This window comes from Pseudomonas sp. HLS-6 TE3448 (assembly GCF_053629555.1).
Map to the genome: position 1 here is coordinate 1,238,614 of NZ_JBRJIO010000001.1, position 19,029 is coordinate 1,257,642.

Consider the following 19,029-nt stretch of genomic DNA (forward strand, 5'->3'; position numbering starts at 1 on the left):
GGGTCACGCCGGGACTCTCTTGCGTTCGCGGGGTGCCACCTCACTTGCTCGACCGCAAACGAAAACGCCCGGCCAAGGCCGGGCGTTCATTCTCGGGGCAGTCTTACTTATCGTCCGATTTGCCGGGAACATTAGCCTTTTCGGCGCCGCCCTGAACCTCTTCTTTCATCCTTGCCAAGCCCAGATGGCGAACGTCGGTGCCGCGCACCAGATAAATCACCAGCTCGGCGATGTTGCGTGCGTGGTCACCGATACGCTCGAGCGAGCGCAACGCCCAGATCACGCTCAATACCCGCGAAATAGAACGCGGGTCTTCCATCATGTAGGTCACCAGCTCGCGCAGCGCCGTTTTGTACTCACGGTCGATGGTTTTGTCGTACTGGGCCACCCGACAACGCCAGGTCGGCGTCGAAGCGGGCGAAAGCGTCCAGCGCATCACGAACCATGTTACGCACCTGGTCGCCAATGTGACGTACTTCGACATAACCGCGTGGCGACTCGCCCTCTTCGCACAGCTGGATGGCACGACGGGCGATCTTGGTCGATTCGTCACCAATGCGCTCCAGGTCGATCACCGACTTGGAAATGCTGATGATCAAACGCAAGTCGGAGGCAGCTGGCTGTCGACGGGCCAGAATGCGTACACACTCTTCGTCGATGTTGCGTTCCATCTGGTTGATCTGCTCGTCCACCTCACGCACCTGCTGGGCAAGACCCGAGTCGGCCTCGATCAGCGCGGTCACCGCGTCGTTGACCTGTTTCTCGACCAGGCCACCCATCGCCAGGAGGTGGCTGCGCACTTCTTCAAGCTCGGCGTTGAACTGCTGGGAGATGTGATGGGTAAGGCTGTCTTTATCGATCATGGAGAATCCTTGGGGCATCCGGTGAATACGGTCAGGCGGCGTTCAGGCGCTGAGCCCTAGCCATAGCGACCGGTGATGTAGTCTTCGGTCTGTTTCTTCGCCGGGTTGGTGAACAGGGTGTCGGTATCACCAAACTCGACCAGTTTGCCCATGTACATGAACGCGGTGTAGTCCGATACCCGTGCAGCCTGTTGCATGTTGTGGGTGACGATGACGATGGTGTACTTGGATTTCAGTTCGTAGATCAGCTCTTCGACCTTCAGCGTGGAGATCGGGTCGAGTGCCGAACACGGTTCGTCGAGCAGCAAGACTTCCGGCTCAACGGCGATGGTACGGGCAATCACCAGACGCTGCTGCTGACCACCGGACAAACCCAGTGCCGACTCATGCAGGCGATCCTTGACCTCATCCCACAGCGCCGCGCCCTTGAGCGCCCACTCAACGGCTTCGTCGAGCATACGCTTCTTGTTGATACCCTGAATACGCAGGCCGTAGACCACGTTCTCATAGATAGTCTTGGGGAACGGGTTCGGCTTCTGGAACACCATGCCGACGCGACGACGCAGCTCGGCGACATCCTCGCCCTTGCGGTAGATGTTGTTGCCATACAGGTTGATCGCACCTTCGACACGGCAACCGTCGACCAGATCGTTCATCCGGTTGAAGGTTCGCAGCAGGGTCGACTTGCCGCAACCGGATGGGCCGATGAAGGCAGTAACGCGCTGCTTGGGAATATTCATGCTGACGTCAAACAGTGCCTGCTTCTCGCCGTAGTACAGGCTCAAACCCGGCACTTCGATGGCCACGGTTTCTTCCGCCAGGCGCAGGCTCTGCTTGTCGCGACCCAGGGCCGACATATCGATGCCGTGGGCGTGGGATTCATGCTGCATGGTTAGACTCCATACGCTATCAATTTCGTTTCATCGAACCGCCCGGCGACCGGGCGGCACTTGCAATTCAGAGGGCTGCCGATCAGCTGTCCAGCGCCTTGTACTTCTCGCGCAGGTGGTTACGGATCCACACCGCCGAGAGGTTGAGGGTGGCGATCACCAGCACCAGCAACAGGGCGGTGGCGTACACCAGCGGCCGCGCGGCCTCGACGTTCGGGCTCTGGAAGCCCACGTCATAGATGTGGAAGCCCAGGTGCATGATCTTCTGGTCCAGGTGCAGGTACGGGTAGTTACCGTCCACTGGCAACGACGGCGCCAGTTTCACCACACCTACCAGCATCAGCGGCGCCACCTCACCCGCGGCACGCGCTACGGCCAGGATCATGCCGGTCATCATCGCCGGGCTGGCCATTGGCAGAACGATCTTCCACAGCGTTTCGGCCTTGGTCGCACCGAGGGCCAACGAGCCCTCACGCACGGTACGCGGGATACGCGCCAGACCTTCTTCGGTAGCCACGATCACCACCGGCACGGCCAGCAGGGCCAGGGTCAGCGAGGCCCACAGCAGGCCTGGAGTACCCAGGGTTGGCGCCGGCAGGGCTTCAGGGAAGAACAGCCGATCGAGCGAGCCACCCAGCACGTAGACGAAGAAGCCCAAGCCGAACACACCGTAGACGATCGCCGGAACACCCGCCAGGTTGTTCACCGCAATACGGATCAAGCGCGTGACCGGGCCCTGACGTGCATATTCACGCAGGTACACCGCCGCCAGTACGCCGAACGGCGTGACGATCACGGCCATGATCAGGGTCATCATCACGGTACCGAAGATGGCCGGGAAGATACCGCCCTCAGTGTTGGCTTCACGTGGATCGTCGCTGAGGAACTCCCAGACCTTGCTGAAATAAACGCCCAGCTTGGTCAGGGTACCCATGGCGTTTGGCTGGTAAGCGTGAACCACCTTGCTCAGGTTGATCTCGACTTCCCGGCCATTCGCATCGCGAGCCACCAGGCTGTCGCGGGCGAATGCCTGGTGCAGGCTGCCGAGGCGGTCCTCAACGGCCTTGTAGCGGTTGTTCAGCTCGGCACGCTCGCTCTCGATGTCCGCCTGCGCAGCAGCATCGAGCTTGCCGTCGAGCTCCAGCTTACGGCCTTGCAGACGCAGGCGCTCAAGACCGTAGTTGATCGCACCAATGTCCTTTTTCTCAAGCTTCTGCAACTCGCCAGCCAACTGATCGGCGCGCTTGAGGCGTGCCTGCAGTTCATTCCAGGCGGCCTGGCCTTCGGCGACGACCTTGCCGTCCTCCTTGACGCTGACCAGGTAACCGTAGAAGTTGCCCCACTCGCGACGCTCAAGGGCAATCAGATCAACCGGCGTGGTTTGCTCGGTCAGCCACTCGCCTACCACCCAGGTAAAGTCCGTGCCGTTAAGGTCGCGGTTACCGACCTTGATCAGCTCGCGGGTCATGAACTCCGGGCCTTCATCAGGCACCGGCAAACCGGCCCCCTTCAGACGTACACGGGGTACTTCTTCCTTTTGCACCACTTCGCCGACAACGATGTGACTGGCTTGGCCCGGCACGTTATAGGTGGTCTGAATCAAATCAGCAGGCCAGAAGTGGCCCAGGCCACGCACGGCGATCACCGACAACAGGCCGATCGTCATGATTACCGCGATGGACACGGCGCCACCGCTGATCCAGACGCCAGGGGCGCCGCTCTTGAACCAGCTTTTGAGGGAATCCTTTTTCACGGATCTCTACCTTCCTATCAAAGCGACGAGTATTTCTTGCGCAGACGCTGGCGAATCAGCTCGGCCAAGGTGTTCATCACGAAGGTGAACATCAGCAGTACCAGCGCGGCGAGGAACAACACGCGGTAATGGCTGCCACCGACTTCCGATTCCGGCATCTCCACCGCGACGTTGGCCGCCAGGGTGCGCATACCTTCAAACAGGTTCAGCTCCATGACCGGGGTGTTACCCGTGGCCATCAGCACGATCATGGTTTCACCGACCGCACGGCCCATACCGATCATCAGCGCCGAGAAGATCCCCGGGCTGGCGGTCAGGATGACCACACGGGTCAGGGTCTGCCATGGCGTGGCGCCCAGTGCCAAGGAGCCCAGGGTCAGGCTGCGTGGCACGCTGAATACGGCGTCTTCGGCAATCGAGTAGATGTTCGGGATCACCGCGAAGCCCATGGCGATACCAACTACCAGGGCGTTGCGCTGGTCGTAGGTGATGCCCAGGTCGTTGCTGATCCAAAGGCGCATGTCGCCGCCGAACCACCATGTTTCGATGAACGGACTCATGTACAGGGCGAACCAGCCGGTGAACAGGATCACCGGGATGAGGATCGCTGCTTCCCAGCCATCTGGCACACGCAGGCGCAGCGATTCCGGCAGGCGGCTCCAGGCGAAGCCGGCCAGCAGGATGCCGATCGGCATCAGCAGGAAGAGGCTGAACACACCCGGCAGGTGGCCTTCAAGGTACGGTGCGAGGAACAGGCCGGCGAAGAAGCCGAGGATCACCGTCGGCATCGCTTCCATCAGCTCAATCACCGGCTTGACCTTGCGGCGCATGCCGGGCGCCATGAAGTAAGCGGTATAGACCGCTGCGGCAATCGCCAGCGGCGCGGCCAGGATCATGGCGTAGAAAGCCGCCTTCAAGGTACCGAAGGTCAGTGGCGACAGGCTCAGCTTGGGTTCGAAGTCGGTGTTGGACGCGGTGGACTGCCAGACGTACTTCGGCTCGTCATAGTTCTCGTACCAGACCTTGCTCCACAGCGCGCTCCAGGACACTTCCGGGTGCGGGTTGCGCAGGCTCACTGGCAGCAATTTGCTGCCTTCTTCAATGATGATCCGGTTGGCACGTGGCGACAGCGCCAGGATGCCCGCGCCTTCAGCGACCGGCTCGATCAACAGGGTACGGTGGGCGGTGCTGTGGAACACACCCAGCTTGCCACTGGCGTCCAGGGCGACAAAGCCCTTGCGGCGCTCTTCGGCGTCGATCTGTACCACCGGGGCGGTGCCCATCTTGAAGTCGCGAATACGTTTGAAGCGTTGTTCGCCATCAGGGTCGCGGGCCATGAACCACTGGCTCAGGCCGCCTTTGGAGTCACCAATGATCAGCGAGATACCACCCACCAACTGAGTGCTGGCAGTGACTTCGGCATTGCCGTCGTCGAGCAGTTTGTAACGACCGTTGAGGCTCTTTTCACGCAGGCTGAAGACGTCGGCCTGAGCGCGACCATTGAGCACGTACAGCCACTGCTGCCGTGGGTCGATGAAGATGGCCTTCACCGGTTCGGTCATCTGTGGCAGGTCGATACGGCTCTGCTCACTGGTGACTTCACCGGTCATCATGTTTTCTTCACGGGCCAGCGACAGCACCTGCAGGTGTGAACCGGTCGAACCCGCTACCACCAGCGTGTCGCCATTGACGTTCAGGCTCACGTGTTCCAGCGGACGCCCTTCGTCATCAAGGGTGAACGGTGCCTGACCATAGGGGTAGTCGATGGCTGGGCTGATGGTTTTCTTGTTGTCCGGGTAGGTGATCTTGTAGCTGTGGCTGAACGCCAGCGCCTGGCCGTTGGAGAGGCCCAGCACTACCAGCGGGTTGCCTGGCTGATCGACACCAATCGAAGTTACCTGGGTATCGGCGGGCAACGGCAGGTCGAGGTGTTGCAGCTCGTCACCGGTCTTGGTGTCGAAGAACAGCACTCGGCCTTTGTCGGAAACACGCATCCCCACCAGGTTCTGCTCTTCCAGGGAGATCATCAGCGGTTTGCCGGCATCCTGTTGCAGCCAGGCTGGAGTCAGCGCTTTCTTGCTGGTCAGTTCAGCACCTTGGAACAGTGGCATGACCACGTACGCAAGGTAGAAGAAGATCAAGGTAATCGCGGCCAGCACGGCCAGCCCGCCCACCAGAACATACCAGCGGGTCAGGCGATCCTTGAGTGCGCGCAGACGGCGCTTGCGTTGCAATTCGGGCGTATTGAAGTCAATCCGCACGGGGGGAGAATTTTGGGTCATTGTGGAGTTGGCCAGATCATTCATGCGCACACCCTAGCGGTCCCGTATGACAGAAACATGACAATGCAGTGACGCAAAAAAGCCCGCCGCTCAGGTGTCCTGGCAGCGGACTCGCAATTTGCAGCAGGATTCGGCCAATACCGAACCCTGCCAGGTTCACACTCAGTTCTGCACGACGCCTTTGGCGCCTTGGCTCAGACCGAGGTCGGCCAGAGCTTTTTCAGCCACTTTGGCTGGCAGCGGGATGTAGCCGTCTTTCACCACGACTTGCTGACCGGCCTGCGACAGGACCAGCTTGACGAACTCGGCTTCCAGCGGTGCCAGAGGCTTGTTAGGTGCCTTGTTGACGTAAACGTAGAGGAAGCGCGACAGCGGGTAGGTGCCGTTCAGTGCGTTAGCTTCGTTGTCTTCAACGAAGGCACCGCCTTCCTTCTTGGCCAATGGCACGGTTTTCACGCTTGCGGTCTTGTAACCAATGCCCGAGTAACCGATGCCGTTCAGCGAGCTGCTGATCGACTGCACGACCGAAGCCGAGCCTGGCTGTTCGTTGACGTTAGGCTTGAAGTCGCCTTTGCACAGGGCTTCTTCCTTGAAGTAGCCGTAGGTGCCGGACACCGAGTTACGACCGAACAACTGAACCGGCTTGTTGGCCAGGTCGCCGGTCACACCCAGGTCACCCCAGGTTTTGACATCGTTCTTGCCACCGCACAGGCGAGTCGACGAGAAGATCGCATCGACCTGAGCCATGGTCAGACCCTTGATCGGGTTGTCCTTGTGCACGAAGACAGCCAGGGCATCAACAGCAACCGGGATTGCGGTTGGCTTGTAGCCATACTTCTGCTCGAACGCCTGCAGCTCGACGTCCTTCATCTTGCGGCTCATCGGGCCCAGGTTAGCGGTGCCTTCAGTCAGTGCAGGCGGTGCGGTGGAGGAACCGGCAGCCTGAATCTGAATGTTCACGTTCGGGTATTCTTTTTTGTAGGCTTCAGCCCACAGGGTCATCAGGTTGGCCAGGGTATCGGAACCGACGCTGGAGAGGTTGCCCGACACGCCAGTGGTTTTGACGTAAGTCGGAATAGCAGGGTCAACAGCGGCAACCGCATTAGCGGTGGCAACGCCAGCGGCGGCAAACGTCAGGGCCGCCATCAAACGCTTCAGTTTCATGCCTTGCTCCTAGCAGGAATTGGGGTTGAGATGAATCGGGCCCCAGTATCTGCAGGGCGTATGACCACTCTATGAAGTGAATATGACAATTAGATGAATGGCCATCACCGCTCAGGCAGGAAGGCCTTTTCAAAATGTAACGACTACTGGGCTAGAGCGCTTTCAGCGCTTCGTTGCCAGTAAATAGCAACCCACTAGCAGACCAATGGTGCAAATACCGGCCACGTAATAGGACGGGCCCATGGGGCTGAGCTTGAGCAGATAGGTCACGACCATCGGCGTCAGGCCACCAAAAATGGCGTACGCCAGGTTGTAGGAGAAGGACAGGCCACTGAACCGCACCACGGGCGGAAACGCCCGTACCATCACATAAGGCACTGCACCGACGATGCCGACGCACAACCCGGTCAGTGCATACATCGGAAACAGCCACTCGGGATGGGTCGCCAGGCTGTGATAAAACACCCATGAGCTGGCCAGCAGGCACAGGCTGCCCACCACGAACACCCGCCCGGCACCGAAGCGGTCAGCGAGCATGCCGGCGGCGACACAGCCGAAGCTGAGCAGGACAATGGCCAGGCTATTGGCCTGCAGCGCAACGGTCATGGGAATACCGTAGACCGTCTCCAACACGGTCGGGGTCATCAGGATCACCACGATGATGCCCGCCGACAATAGCCAGGTCAGCAACATCGACAGGATGATGGCACTGCGGTGATCACGCAGCACCGCACGCAGCGGCACTTCTTCGGCCAGCGCCTGGCGCGCCTTCATCTCGGCGAACACCGGGGTTTCGTGCAACCAGCGACGCAAATAGACCGAAAACAGACCAAACACCCCCCCCAGCAGGAACGGAATCCGCCAAGCGTAGTCAGACAGTTCCTGCTCACTGTAGAGGCTGCTAATCAGGGTAGCCACCAGCGAGCCGAGCAGAATGCCGGAGGTCAGCCCCGCTGTGAGGGTGCCGCAGGCATAACCGGTATTGCGTGCCGGGACATGCTCGGAGACGAACACCCAGGCGCCTGGGACTTCGCCACCGATGGCCGCGCCCTGGATCACCCGCATCAACAACAGCAGGATCGGCGCCCACATGCCAATCTGCGCGTAGGTCGGGAGCAAGCCCATGATCAGTGTCGGCACCGACATCATGAAGATGCTCAGGGTGAACATCTTCTTGCGCCCCAACAGGTCACCGAAGTGTGCCATGACGATACCGCCCAGTGGGCGTGCCAGGTAGCCAGCAGCAAAGATGCCGAAGGTCTGCATCAGGCGCAGCCATTCAGGCATGTCGGCGGGGAAGAACAAGTGGCCGACCACTTTGGCGAAGAATACAAAGATAATGAAGTCGTAGAATTCCAGCGCACCACCCAGGGCGGAAAGCGACAAGGTCTTGTAGTCACTGCGAGTCAGCGGCCGCGAGGGCTGCGCGATACTGGTGGGCACGGAGGTCATCGACGCGTCTCTTATTGATGGTTAAAGCGGCAACAGCGCTGGTTGCAGCCAGGGGAAAATGTTGGATCCGAGGCAATTTGCTTGAAAACGTACAGGATGTACACATTCACGACAGATAATGGTGACCGTATGGTCGTCGCTGCACGCGAGGCTCTATATACTGGCCCCATGCAGGAAAAGGCTACGCCTTATGGAGGATGTTGTGCGAAAGCGCCGCTGAATATACTTAGTCGGTTTCGCAGAGTTTCCTTTCGCCGCCTGGCTAAAGCGAACGCAGCGTAGCGTGCGTATGCTGAATCGTTTGTCGAGGCGTCCACACTGCGCTAACCAATGAAGCGTCACGGGTCAGAGGCTACCCCGGCATGATTGAACTCGAACAAGAAGATCCTATCCCGCAAGGCGACCTGGCCCTGCAAATCACTGCATTGCCACGTGAAACCAACGGTTTCGGCGATATCTATGGCGGCTGGCTGGTCGCCCAGATGGACCTCGCCGGCACGGCCATGGCCAGCCGTGTTGCAGGAGGCCGCGTGGCTACCGTCGCGATTGATCGCATGGCCTTCCTGGTGCCTGTCGCCGTCGGCGCACAACTGTCCTTCTATACCCAGACCCTGGAGATCGGCCGCAGTTCGATCCAGATGATGGTCGAAGTGTGGAGCGACGATCCGCTGTCCAGCGAATGGCGCAAGGTCACCGAAGCGGTGTTCGTCTTCGTTGCCATCGACGGCAGCGGTCGCACCCGCTCGGTTCCACCTCGTCGCTGAGCGGCTGGCGCGGTACACTCGGCGGTAGACGAGAGGTCAACGACCTTACGGCAACCGAACGAGATCAGGCGCATGTCCACACCCAAGGTAGAGTCGGAAAAACACGGCGAGCTCAACTGCTGGCGCATCACCAGCGACAGCGCTGAGCTACTGATCGCCCAGCAGGGTGCCCAGGTGCTGAGCTACCAACGGGTTGGCGAGCCGCCGCTGCTGTGGTTGAGCGACCTGGCCCTGTTCAAGCAGGGCAAGTCGGTACGCGCAGGCGTGCCGGTATGCTGGCCCTGGTTTGGCAACCTGGCGCGCAACCCGCAAAGCGTGCAGGCCATGTACCAGGCCAGTGAGGCGCCCGCCCACGGCCTGGCACGCGGGCGCGACTGGCAACTGTTGGGCATCGATAACAGCAGCACTGAGCTGCGTATCGACTTCACCCTGCCGCAAGCCCTGGGCAACCTGCCCGGCTGGCCGCATACCGTTGCGTTGAACCTGAGCATCGTCATGGGCGAGCAACTCAGCCTGACCTTGTGCAGCGAAAACCTGGGTAGCGACCCCGTCACCATCAGCCAGGCGCTGCACAGCTACTTCGCTGTCAGTGATGTACGCCAGGTTCGGGTCGAAGGCGTGGCCGGGCTGAACTACATCGAAACGCTGGCCAACTGGGAGCAGCGCAACCAACAGGGCGACCTGGGTTTTGCCGGGGAAACCGACCGCATCTACCTGCAGGCACCTGAGCAACTGAGCATTGTCGACCCGGCCTGGAACCGTCGCATCCTGTTGCGCAGCAGTGGCTCGCGCTCGGCCGTCATCTGGAACCCCTGGACCGACCGCGCCGCCGAACTGATCGACATGGCCAACGATGGCTGGCAGCGCATGCTGTGCATTGAGACGGCGAATGTCTGGGACGATCTCGTGCAACTGGCACCAGGCGCCCGTCACACCTTGAGCCTGAGTATCGGCAGCGAGCCGCTCTAAACACGGACTACTGTGGGCGTTGGCTTGCCAACGCCATCAAAGGTCAGCGTCCGTCACCACCCGCACCTGCCCGGCGTCCAGCGCATAGGCTGCATCCGCCAGGTCGTTGCTGACCTTCTCGACCGTCAACGTGCCAGTGACCCATAACGGCGTGTAGATATCGTCCAGTTTCAAGCCTTTGGGGTAACGCACCAGTACCAGTTGGTTCGGTGGCGGTGGCGGCACATGAATGCAGGCACCTGGGTAGGGCACCAGAAAAAACAAGGTGCTTTTGCCTTTGGCATCGGTTTCCAGCGGTACCGGATAGCCACCCAGGCGGATGTGCTTGCCGTTCATGGACGCAACGGTCTTGCTCGAGTACATCACCGCTGGCAGTCCCTTGCTTTGCTTCAAGCCGCCCTTGTTGCTGAACGTGCCATTGGCTTCGGGAGAGTTGTGGTCAATCTCGGGCATTTCCTCAAGCGCCTTCTGGTCCGACTTGGGCATCAGCTCCAACCAGTCGGTTTCCGGCAACTCGGCATGGGCCAGGCCACTGCAAAACAGGAGAGCACACAGGAAAATACGGCGCATGAAAAACTCGGCAACAAGGGGAACGTAAGTTGCCGAGCATTCTAGCCTGACGTCAGTTCTTTTTGATGAAACCGAAGATCAGCAACAGCACAATGGCACCGACCAGCGCGCCGAAAAACCCTGCCCCCTCGCCAGCATGGTAGATCCCCAAGGCCTGGCCACCATAGGTGGCAGCCACGGATCCACAGATGCCGAGCACAATCGTCATGATCCAGCCCATGTTGTCGTCGCCTGGCTTGAGGAAGCGTGCCAGCAGACCCACGACCAGGCCGATGAAGATGGTTCCAATGATGCCCATGGCGATCCCTCTGAAGTGCGTGCATTGGCCAAAGCCTAGTCAGCGCTTTGGCATCCTGCCATCAGAGGGACGCGGGAGCAGGAAGGTTCCGCTCAGGCGGAAATCAATGCTTCAACCTGCTGGATTTTCTGCTCGAGCGTGGCCTTGTCGGCACAACGCAGGGTGGCGTGGCCAACCTTGCGCCCGGCCTTGAAGGCTTTGCCGTAGTGATGCAGATGGCAGTCGTCGATAGCGATGACCTGCTCCACCGCCGGCACTTCGCCGATGAAGTTGAGCATGGCGCTTTCGCCGACCTTGTCGGTCGAACCCAGTGGCAGGCCCGCAACGGCGCGCAGGTGGTTCTCGAACTGGCTGCACTCGGCGCCTTCGATGGTCCAGTGCCCGGAGTTGTGAACCCGCGGCGCGATTTCGTTGGCTTTCAGGCCACCATCCACCTCGAAGAATTCGAACGCCAGAACACCCACGTAGTCGAGGTGCTTCAGTACACGCCCGGCGTAGTCTTGCGCCAACGCCTGCAATGGATGCTCGCTGCTGGCAACCGACAAGCGCAGGATGCCACTCTCGTGAGTGTTGTGGACCAGCGGGTAGAAACGGGTTTCACCGTCACGGGCGCGCACGGCGATCAACGAGACTTCACCCGTAAATGGCACAAAGCCTTCCAACAGGCACGGCACGCTACCCAGTTCGGCGAAAGTACCCACTACATCGGCTGCAGTTCGCAGTACTTTCTGGCCTTTTCCGTCATAACCCAAGGTACGGGTTTTCAGCACTGCAGGCAGGCCGATGCTGGCCACCGCGGCGTCGAGGTCGGCTTGCGACTGGATATCGGCGAAGGACGGGGTTGGAATACCCAGGTCCTTGAACATGCTCTTCTCGAACCAGCGATCACGCGCAATACGCAGGGATTCGGCGCTTGGGTAAACCGGTACGAACTGCGACAGAAACGCGACGGTTTCGGCTGGCACGCTTTCGAACTCGAACGTTACCAGATCGACTTCGTCGGCCAATTGGCGCAAGTGGTCCTGGTCACCGTAATCGGCGCGCAGGTGCTCGCCCAACGACGCAGCACAGGCGTCCGGTGCAGGGTCAAGGAAAGCGAAATTCATGCCCAGCGGAGTGCCTGCCAGGGCCAACATGCGGCCCAACTGGCCGCCACCGATTACACCGATTTTCATGCTCGTGACCTCAGGCCTGGCGTGGATCTGGATTGTCCAGAACGCTGTCTGTCTGCTCGGCGCGGAACTGCTTCAGCACGGCGTGGAACTGAGGGTGCTTGGCCCCCAGGATGCTCGCTGAAAGCAACGCGGCATTGATCGCACCGGCCTTGCCGATAGCCAGGGTTGCCACCGGGATACCGGCTGGCATCTGCACGATCGACAGCAACGAGTCGACACCCGAGAGCATCGAGGACTGCACAGGCACACCCAAAACCGGCAGGTGAGTCTTGGCAGCGCACATGCCCGGCAGGTGGGCTGCGCCCCCTGCACCGGCGATGATCACCTCGATGCCACGGCCCTCAGCTTCTTCGGCATACTGGAACAGCAGGTCCGGCGTGCGATGGGCGGAGACCACCTTCACTTCGTAGGGAATGCCGAGTTTTTCCAGCATATCGGCGGTGTGGCTAAGGGTGGACCAATCGGACTTGGAGCCCATGATCACGCCAACCAGTGCACTCATCGTCGAGCCTCTTCTCTTGGGCGCCTTCAGGCGCGTCAAAAAACAACAAGCCACGCGGGACGACCGGCGTGGCTTGTTATGCGAATTCATTGGCAGGTGGGACCGGCCAAGGGCCGCGCAGTATACCGTAAAGCAGCCAGAAGAAAGCCCCCTTGCCGACCATTAGTCAGTGCAGCAAGGGCGCATTGCTTTTGTACCCGGTATTACTCTACCGATGCGAGAAAATCGGCCATACGGCTGCGATTGACGTCAGAGAATCTGTAGTCCTTCGCATAGAGCGGATTGTTGGCTTCATGCATGTAGGTTTGTGTTGGCGGGATGCCAAACGTCACTTCCGCATGCTCATGCGAAGCGTTGAATGTATGGCCCAGTTCATGGGCGATATGCTGGTAACCCTGAACGGACGCCAGGAAAAAATTCCCGCCAACCTGGGCCATGCCATGCACGCTGCTGGAGATCCCGTCCTGGGTGATGAGCCCATAACGATAGTTGTGGCGGTAGGACAGATCGTTCTCTTGGGCAAACGTTGCTCCGCGCGAGGCGAACTCATCGAGACTCGACCGCTCCCTGCCCAGTTCGGTCTTGTAACTGAAGTCGGTCACACCTGGGATGGCGTAGTGAAGCTCGACAATGATTTCACGCTGGAATACCTGCTCCAGCTCATACATCAAGTCCTTCAGATAGTCGCGGTAGATGATCGGTCGATAGCCTTCATCGAGATCATCGTGGCAGAACAGGTAGATGAACACGGGCTTTTTCTCGTACTTGTCAAAGTCCCCGTACTTTTCGTAAAGATCGTATTTTTTATAGAGCATTCCGAAATCCTTTCAGAAGAGTGCGCCCGTCCTAAATGACAGGCGCGGCGTGAAGAAGCCGTCGACATAACCTACAAGTCACGCCAACGCCCGGCATTCAGCCATCGCCCCTTCATCGTGTAGCGCTTGCAGCTAAACGGTGTAGGAAGCCCGCAAAGACATCAGCTTGCCGCAGCCTGCTCCAGCTTGCGCCAGAGCAATCGAACATTGGCCTTGCGCACCAGCGCGCAGCGATACACGCGGATCTCCAGTGGCACGTGCCACTGGCTGCCACCACAAATCACCAGTTCCCCCCGTTCCAACTCAGCCCTTGCCGACAGCCGTGGCACCCAGGCGATACCGAGCCCCTCCAGCGCCATGCTCTTGAGGCTGTCGGCCATGGCCGTCTCGTAGACTGTGGTGAAGCGCAGGTTGCGCTGACGCAACAACAGGTTCACCGAGCGCCCGAGGAATGCCCCGGCGCTGTACGCCAACAACGGCACACTGCCCTCGCCTTCGAGGTCGAACAGCGGTTTGCCGTCCGCGTCTGCCGCGCAGACTGGGAGCATCTCGGTATGCCCCAAGTGCAGCGACGGGAAGATTTCCGCATCCATCTGCAGCGCGGCATCCGGGTCATAGAACGCCAACATCAGATCGCAACCCCCTTCACGCAAGGCATGCACCGCATCGCCAACGTTAGTTGCAACCAAACGTGTCGCGATATTGAGCCCATCGTTGCGTAATTGGGCGATCCAGCGCGGGAAAAAGCCCAGTGCCAGAGAGTGCGCCGCGGACACCTGAATGACCTCGCCCTGCCCACCTTCGAGGTGATGCAAATGGCGCAGTACCTCGCCCAACTGATCGACCACAGTACGCGCCGTCACCAGAAACAACTGGCCAGCAGCCGTCAACTCAATGGGTGTACGCGAACGGTTGACCAGGGTCAGACCCAACGCCGCCTCCAGGCTGCGAATACGCCGGCTGAAGGCCGGCTGGGTCACGAAACGGCGCTCGGCCGCTTGCGAAAAGCTCCGGGTAGCGGCCAGCGCACTGAAGTCTTCCAGCCATTTACTTTCAAGGTTCATCAAGGGTCTCCAGGCATGCACCAAAATGGCACACGCTCGAATAGCTGTTGGCGTCACATCGACCATTATGCCGTTTGTGCATAGGTTAGCGTGCAACAGCATTGGCCGCAAAACTCCCGCAGACCTAGGATTGGCGCCATTCCGGCATGTGCCGGGCCAAACTCGAGATGATATCTATCATGTCCGCTGCTGCATCGTTCCGTGTTGAAAAAGACCTGCTTGGCACCCTCGAAGTCCCTGCTGATGCCTACTACGGCATCCAGACCCTGCGTGCTGCCAACAACTTCCACCTCTCCGGCGTTCCGCTGTCGCACTACCCTAAGCTGGTCGTGGCCCTGGCCATGGTCAAACAGGCTGCTGCTGACGCCAACCGCGAGCTGGGCCACCTGAACGATACCAAGCACGCTGCCATCAGCGAGGCTTGCGCCCGTCTGATCCGTGGCGACTACCACGAGCAGTTCGTGGTGGACATGATCCAGGGCGGTGCTGGCACTTCGACCAACATGAACGCCAACGAAGTCATCGCCAACATCGCACTTGAGGCCATGGGCCATCAAAAGGGTGAGTACAAGTACCTGCACCCGAACAACGATGTGAACATGGCGCAGTCGACCAACGACGCCTACCCGACCGCAATCCGTCTGGGCCTGCTGCTTGGTCACGATGCCCTGCTGGCCAGCCTCGACAGCCTGATCCAGGCCTTCGCTGCCAAGGGTGAAGAGTTCAACCACGTACTGAAGATGGGCCGTACCCAGCTGCAGGACGCGGTACCGATGACCCTCGGCCAGGAATTCCGTGCCTTTGCCACCACCCTGACCGAAGACCTCAACCGCCTGCGCACCCTGGCGCCGGAAGTCCTGACAGAAGTCAACCTGGGCGGTACCGCCATCGGTACCGGCATCAACGCCGACCCAGGCTACCAGCACCTGGCCGTACAGCGCCTGGCAGAAATCAGCGGCCAACCGCTGGTACCGGCTGCCGACCTGATCGAAGCTACCTCGGACATGGGCGCCTTCGTCTTGTTCTCCGGCATGCTCAAGCGCACTGCGGTCAAGCTGTCGAAGATCTGTAATGACCTGCGTCTGCTGTCCAGCGGCCCACGCACCGGCATCAACGAAATCAACCTGCCAGCACGCCAGCCGGGCAGCTCGATCATGCCAGGCAAGGTCAACCCGGTGATCCCGGAAGCCGTCAACCAGGTGGCCTTCGCCATCATCGGTAACGATCTGGCCCTGACCATTGCAGCCGAAGGCGGCCAACTGCAGCTGAACGTGATGGAACCGCTGATCGCCTACAAGATCTTCGATTCGATCCGCCTGCTGCAACGCGCCATGGACATGCTGCGCGAGCACTGCATCGTCGACATCACTGCCAACGAGCAGCGCTGCCGTGAACTGGTCGAGCACTCGATCGGCCTGGTCACTGCCCTGAACCCGTACATCGGCTACGAAAACGCCACCCGTATCGCCCGTATTGCGCTGGAAAGCGGCCGCGGCGTACTGGAACTGGTGCGCGAAGAAGGCTTGCTCGACGACGCCATGCTCGACGACATCCTGCGCCCGGAAAACATGATTGCACCGCGTCTGGTACCGCTGAAGGCTTAACCCTCAGTACCTCACGCAAACCGCTCACCAGGTCGAGGGACTAGACACCTCTCACCTTTTGAGGGCCTGGAGCCGAATGCTCCAGGCCCTTTTTTTTGCCTGCGATTTCATCTACAGCTTTTACCCTGCTGACGCAGACAAGGCTCCCGACGATGGCGTACTGTGATCTGCTTCTAACAAGACTGACCACGGAGACAGGCGAATGAACCCCGTTACCGCGCATCCCGCTCGCAATATCATGGTGCTCTACACCGGTGGCACCATCGGCATGCAGGCCAGCGCCCACGGCCTGACGCCGGCCTCAGGCTTTGAACAACGGATGCGCGAACAACTGACGGGCCTGGCGTTGCCCCATTGGCAGTTTCGCGAACTGCTGCCACTGATCGACAGCGCCAACATGACCCCGCAATACTGGCAGCGCCTGCGCGAAGCCATTATCGACGCGGTCGACAGCCAAGGCTGCGATGCCGTGCTGGTGCTACACGGTACCGACACCCTGGCCTACAGCGCGGCCGCCATGAGTTTCCAGTTGCTGGGGTTGCCGGCACCGCTGCTGTTTACCGGCTCGATGCTGCCAGCCGGCGCCCCCGACAGCGATGCCGAAGAAAATATCGTTGGCGCTTTGCAGACACTGGCCGCCGGGCACGTATCGGGCGTGCAACTGTACTTCCACGGCGAGCTGCTTACGCCGACCCGCTGCGCCAAGGTCCGCAGTTATGGCCGCCATCCCTTTGCCACACTGAAGCGCTTCGGTGGTGCAGCCAAGGCTGCATCGCTACCCGCCGAACTGGACTACCGTCACGCCAAGCAAACCGCCCAGGTTGCGGTGCTGCCACTGGTGCCCGGTTTTGCTGCCCAGCCACTGCTGGCGGTACTCGACAGTGGTGTTCAAGCCGTCATCCTGGAATGCTTCGGTAGCGGCACGGGCCCCTGCGATGACGTCGAGTTTCTTGCCAGCCTGAAGCTCGCCCAGACCCGCGGCATTGTGGTGGTGGCAATCACACAGTGTCACGAGGGCGGTGTCGACCTGGATGTCTATGAAGCCGGCAGTCGACTGCGTGAAGTGGGCGTAGTGTCTGGCGGCGGCATGACCCGCGAAGCAGCCTTCGGTAAATTGCAGGCTTTGCTGGGCGCGGGGCTGCCGGTGGACGAAGTACGTCGCCTGGTTGAACTCGATGTGTGCGGGGAACTGCGTTGAGTGCATCGCCGGCAGCACCGACACGAATGTGATGATACCGGCCACCCTGTTACTGGCCAGGCGCCTGACACCTGATCAGCGACGCCAGGCACGCCGCAGGCGTGCCAAGGCATCGGCGATCGCGGCTTCAGGCACCGCAGCAAAGCCCAGTACCAGGCCGGCGCGTTTATCCACAGGGGTGCTTGAGTCCTCCAGCCAGTAATCGCTCAATGGATTCAGTTCAACCCCGACGGCCTCCGCGCGGGCGATCAGTTCACGTTCGCGTGCCAGGCTGTCCACATCGACTTTGACATGCAGGCCCGCCGCCACCTCAGGCATTGCCCCACAGCCGGAGATATCCACAGGCCACCCTGCCTTGAGCACATTGCGCCGACTCAACGCTGCCCGGCGCATACGACGGATATGCCGCTGAAAATGCCCTTGTGCCATGAACTGCGCCATCACCACCTGATTACCGACTTCCGAATGCCGCACCGCCAGTGCCCGACAGCGGGAAAATGCCTCGACCAATGGCGGCGGTACGACCAGATAACCCATGCGCAGGGCCGGAAAGGCGATCTTGCCGAAGGTACCGACATACAGCACACGGCCATGTGGGTCCAAGGCAGCCAAGGGCGCCAGGGGCGCACCGCTGTAACGGTATTCACCATCATAATCGTCCTCGACAATCCAGCTATCGCTGCGTTCAGCCCAGGCCAGCAGCTCCAGACGCCGGGCCAGGCTCATGGTGACGCCCGTGGGGTACTGGTGAGAAGGCGTCACGTAGCTCAGGCGGCACTGGGGCAGTGCAGACAAGGCTGCGCAATCCATCCCTTCGTTATCTACCGCAACACCGAACACCCGTGCCCCGGCAAGCGCGAACGCATGCCCGGCAGCCCGGTACCCAGGGTTTTCCACAGCCACCCCATCGCCAGGCTCCAGCAGCAACTGTGCACAAAGGCTGATCGCCTGCTGTGCGCCACTGGTGATCACAATTTGTTCAGCGCTGCAGGAAAGCCCCCGCGAACGACGCAGGTAGGTCGCAATCAGTTCGCGCAAAATCGGCTCGCCTGCCGGATCACCGTAACCGAGCAGGGCCGGATCGGGCTTACGCCAGAAACCCGCTTGTAGCTTGGCCCACGTCTCGAAGGGGAATAGATCGAAAGCGGGTGCACCGACTCGGAATGCCCTCGGCGGCCCGCTTTTCGGTGCTGGCAAATGATGCTTTTCAAGCCGACTCAAAGACCCGGTGTGGATAACTTTACTGGTTAGATGCTCAGTGTTTTCTGGCGATTTTGTGGATAAGGCTGTGGAAAAACCCCGGGATAACCCTGTGGATACATTTGTGGATAGTTTTGGCAACTGAGCAACATAGGTGCCGTCCCCTACCCGGCTTTCAATAAAACCTTCGGCGTAAAGCTGGTCATAGGCACGCACCACACTGTTGCGCGACAGTGCCAATGCCTTGGCCAGGTCGCGACTGGCCGGCAAACGTGTACCGCTGCCCAGCCGCCCATCCAGCACTCTGGCACGCAAGACTTGATACAACTGGCGACTCAACCCCAGACGCCGATCAAGTACGATACCCGTTGGATCAAAGGGCAATGACAGGGGCTGCTCGCGCACGGTATTGGACCTATAAAATCGATAGTGAATGGCTCTTACCATAGGCCAATAGCCTGCCTAG

The 19,029-nt window shown here is 60.2% G+C and carries 16 protein-coding genes and 1 pseudogene; 4 read left to right on the forward strand and 13 right to left on the reverse strand.

Annotated features, from left to right (window positions below; translation table 11 throughout):
• Nucleotides 1–103 precede the first annotated feature (103 nt).
• The 6 genes and pseudogenes from phoU to AB7M23_RS05860 form a co-directional block, all read right to left on the reverse strand.
• Nucleotides 104–863, reverse strand: a pseudogene (gene phoU / locus AB7M23_RS05835) (phosphate signaling complex protein PhoU).
• A gap of 56 nt (nt 864–919) precedes the next feature.
• The gene (pstB, locus tag AB7M23_RS05840; protein ID WP_102052732.1) at nt 920–1,753 is read right to left on the reverse strand and encodes a phosphate ABC transporter ATP-binding protein PstB; all 834 of its coding nucleotides are present in this window, start codon (nt 1,751–1,753) and stop codon (nt 920–922) included.
• A gap of 82 nt (nt 1,754–1,835) precedes the next feature.
• Nucleotides 1,836–3,506: a phosphate ABC transporter permease PstA gene (gene pstA / locus AB7M23_RS05845; RefSeq protein ID WP_454240401.1), complete on the reverse strand. Its 1,671-nt coding sequence runs from the start codon at nt 3,504–3,506 to the stop codon at nt 1,836–1,838.
• Between the two features lie 17 nt (nt 3,507–3,523).
• Entirely contained in the window at nt 3,524–5,812 is a 2,289-nt protein-coding gene (locus AB7M23_RS05850; RefSeq protein WP_454240402.1) for an ABC transporter permease subunit, read from the reverse strand.
• A 138-nt stretch (nt 5,813–5,950) separates the two neighbouring features.
• Entirely contained in the window at nt 5,951–6,952 is a 1,002-nt protein-coding gene (locus AB7M23_RS05855; RefSeq protein WP_454240403.1) for a phosphate ABC transporter substrate-binding protein PstS, read from the reverse strand.
• Between the two features lie 162 nt (nt 6,953–7,114).
• Nucleotides 7,115–8,404, reverse strand: a complete 1,290-nt coding sequence (locus AB7M23_RS05860) for an MFS transporter (RefSeq protein ID WP_454240404.1) — start codon at nt 8,402–8,404, stop codon at nt 7,115–7,117.
• A gap of 362 nt (nt 8,405–8,766) precedes the next feature.
• On the opposite strand from AB7M23_RS05860, the gene AB7M23_RS05865 reads away from it, so the two are divergent.
• Together AB7M23_RS05865 and AB7M23_RS05870 are read left to right on the forward strand one after the other, a co-directional pair.
• Nucleotides 8,767–9,168: an acyl-CoA thioesterase gene (locus tag AB7M23_RS05865; protein ID WP_065758118.1), complete on the forward strand. Its 402-nt coding sequence runs from the start codon at nt 8,767–8,769 to the stop codon at nt 9,166–9,168.
• A gap of 72 nt (nt 9,169–9,240) precedes the next feature.
• Entirely contained in the window at nt 9,241–10,137 is an 897-nt protein-coding gene (locus tag AB7M23_RS05870) for a D-hexose-6-phosphate mutarotase (protein WP_454240405.1), read from the forward strand.
• 36 nt (nt 10,138–10,173) lie between these two features.
• Here the strand turns inward: AB7M23_RS05870 and AB7M23_RS05875 are convergent, their stop codons facing one another.
• The 6 genes from AB7M23_RS05875 to AB7M23_RS05900 all read right to left on the reverse strand — a co-directional run bounded on the left by AB7M23_RS05875 (nt 10,174) and on the right by AB7M23_RS05900 (nt 14,561).
• A complete protein-coding gene (locus AB7M23_RS05875) occupies nt 10,174–10,707 on the reverse strand; it encodes a DUF3299 domain-containing protein (protein ID WP_065758116.1) in 534 nt (177 codons plus the stop codon).
• A 52-nt stretch (nt 10,708–10,759) separates the two neighbouring features.
• The gene (locus AB7M23_RS05880; protein WP_065758115.1) at nt 10,760–11,005 is read right to left on the reverse strand and encodes a GlsB/YeaQ/YmgE family stress response membrane protein; all 246 of its coding nucleotides are present in this window, start codon (nt 11,003–11,005) and stop codon (nt 10,760–10,762) included.
• 92 nt (nt 11,006–11,097) lie between these two features.
• Nucleotides 11,098–12,180: a 5-(carboxyamino)imidazole ribonucleotide synthase gene (locus tag AB7M23_RS05885; protein ID WP_065758114.1), complete on the reverse strand. Its 1,083-nt coding sequence runs from the start codon at nt 12,178–12,180 to the stop codon at nt 11,098–11,100.
• Nucleotides 12,181–12,190: 10 nt separating this feature from the next.
• Nucleotides 12,191–12,682, reverse strand: a complete 492-nt coding sequence (gene purE / locus AB7M23_RS05890; RefSeq protein ID WP_065758113.1) for a 5-(carboxyamino)imidazole ribonucleotide mutase — start codon at nt 12,680–12,682, stop codon at nt 12,191–12,193.
• 203 nt (nt 12,683–12,885) lie between these two features.
• Entirely contained in the window at nt 12,886–13,497 is a 612-nt protein-coding gene (locus tag AB7M23_RS05895) for a zinc metalloprotease (RefSeq protein WP_102052738.1), read from the reverse strand.
• A 161-nt stretch (nt 13,498–13,658) separates the two neighbouring features.
• Nucleotides 13,659–14,561 (reverse strand): LysR substrate-binding domain-containing protein, encoded by a 903-nt coding sequence (locus tag AB7M23_RS05900; protein ID WP_102052739.1) that lies wholly within the window; start codon nt 14,559–14,561, stop codon nt 13,659–13,661.
• A gap of 179 nt (nt 14,562–14,740) precedes the next feature.
• Here AB7M23_RS05900 and aspA point away from each other — a divergent pair, with 179 nt between their 5' ends.
• Entirely contained in the window at nt 14,741–16,165 is a 1,425-nt protein-coding gene (gene aspA / locus AB7M23_RS05905; protein ID WP_065758110.1) for an aspartate ammonia-lyase, read from the forward strand.
• Between the two features lie 202 nt (nt 16,166–16,367).
• On the forward strand, nt 16,368–17,363 hold the full coding sequence (locus AB7M23_RS05910; RefSeq protein ID WP_454240406.1) for an asparaginase: 996 nt from the start codon (nt 16,368–16,370) through the stop codon (nt 17,361–17,363).
• A 75-nt stretch (nt 17,364–17,438) separates the two neighbouring features.
• Here the strand turns inward: AB7M23_RS05910 and pdxR are convergent, their stop codons facing one another.
• Nucleotides 17,439–18,968: a MocR-like pyridoxine biosynthesis transcription factor PdxR gene (pdxR, locus tag AB7M23_RS05915; RefSeq protein WP_454240407.1), complete on the reverse strand. Its 1,530-nt coding sequence runs from the start codon at nt 18,966–18,968 to the stop codon at nt 17,439–17,441.
• Nucleotides 18,969–19,029 lie beyond the last annotated feature (61 nt).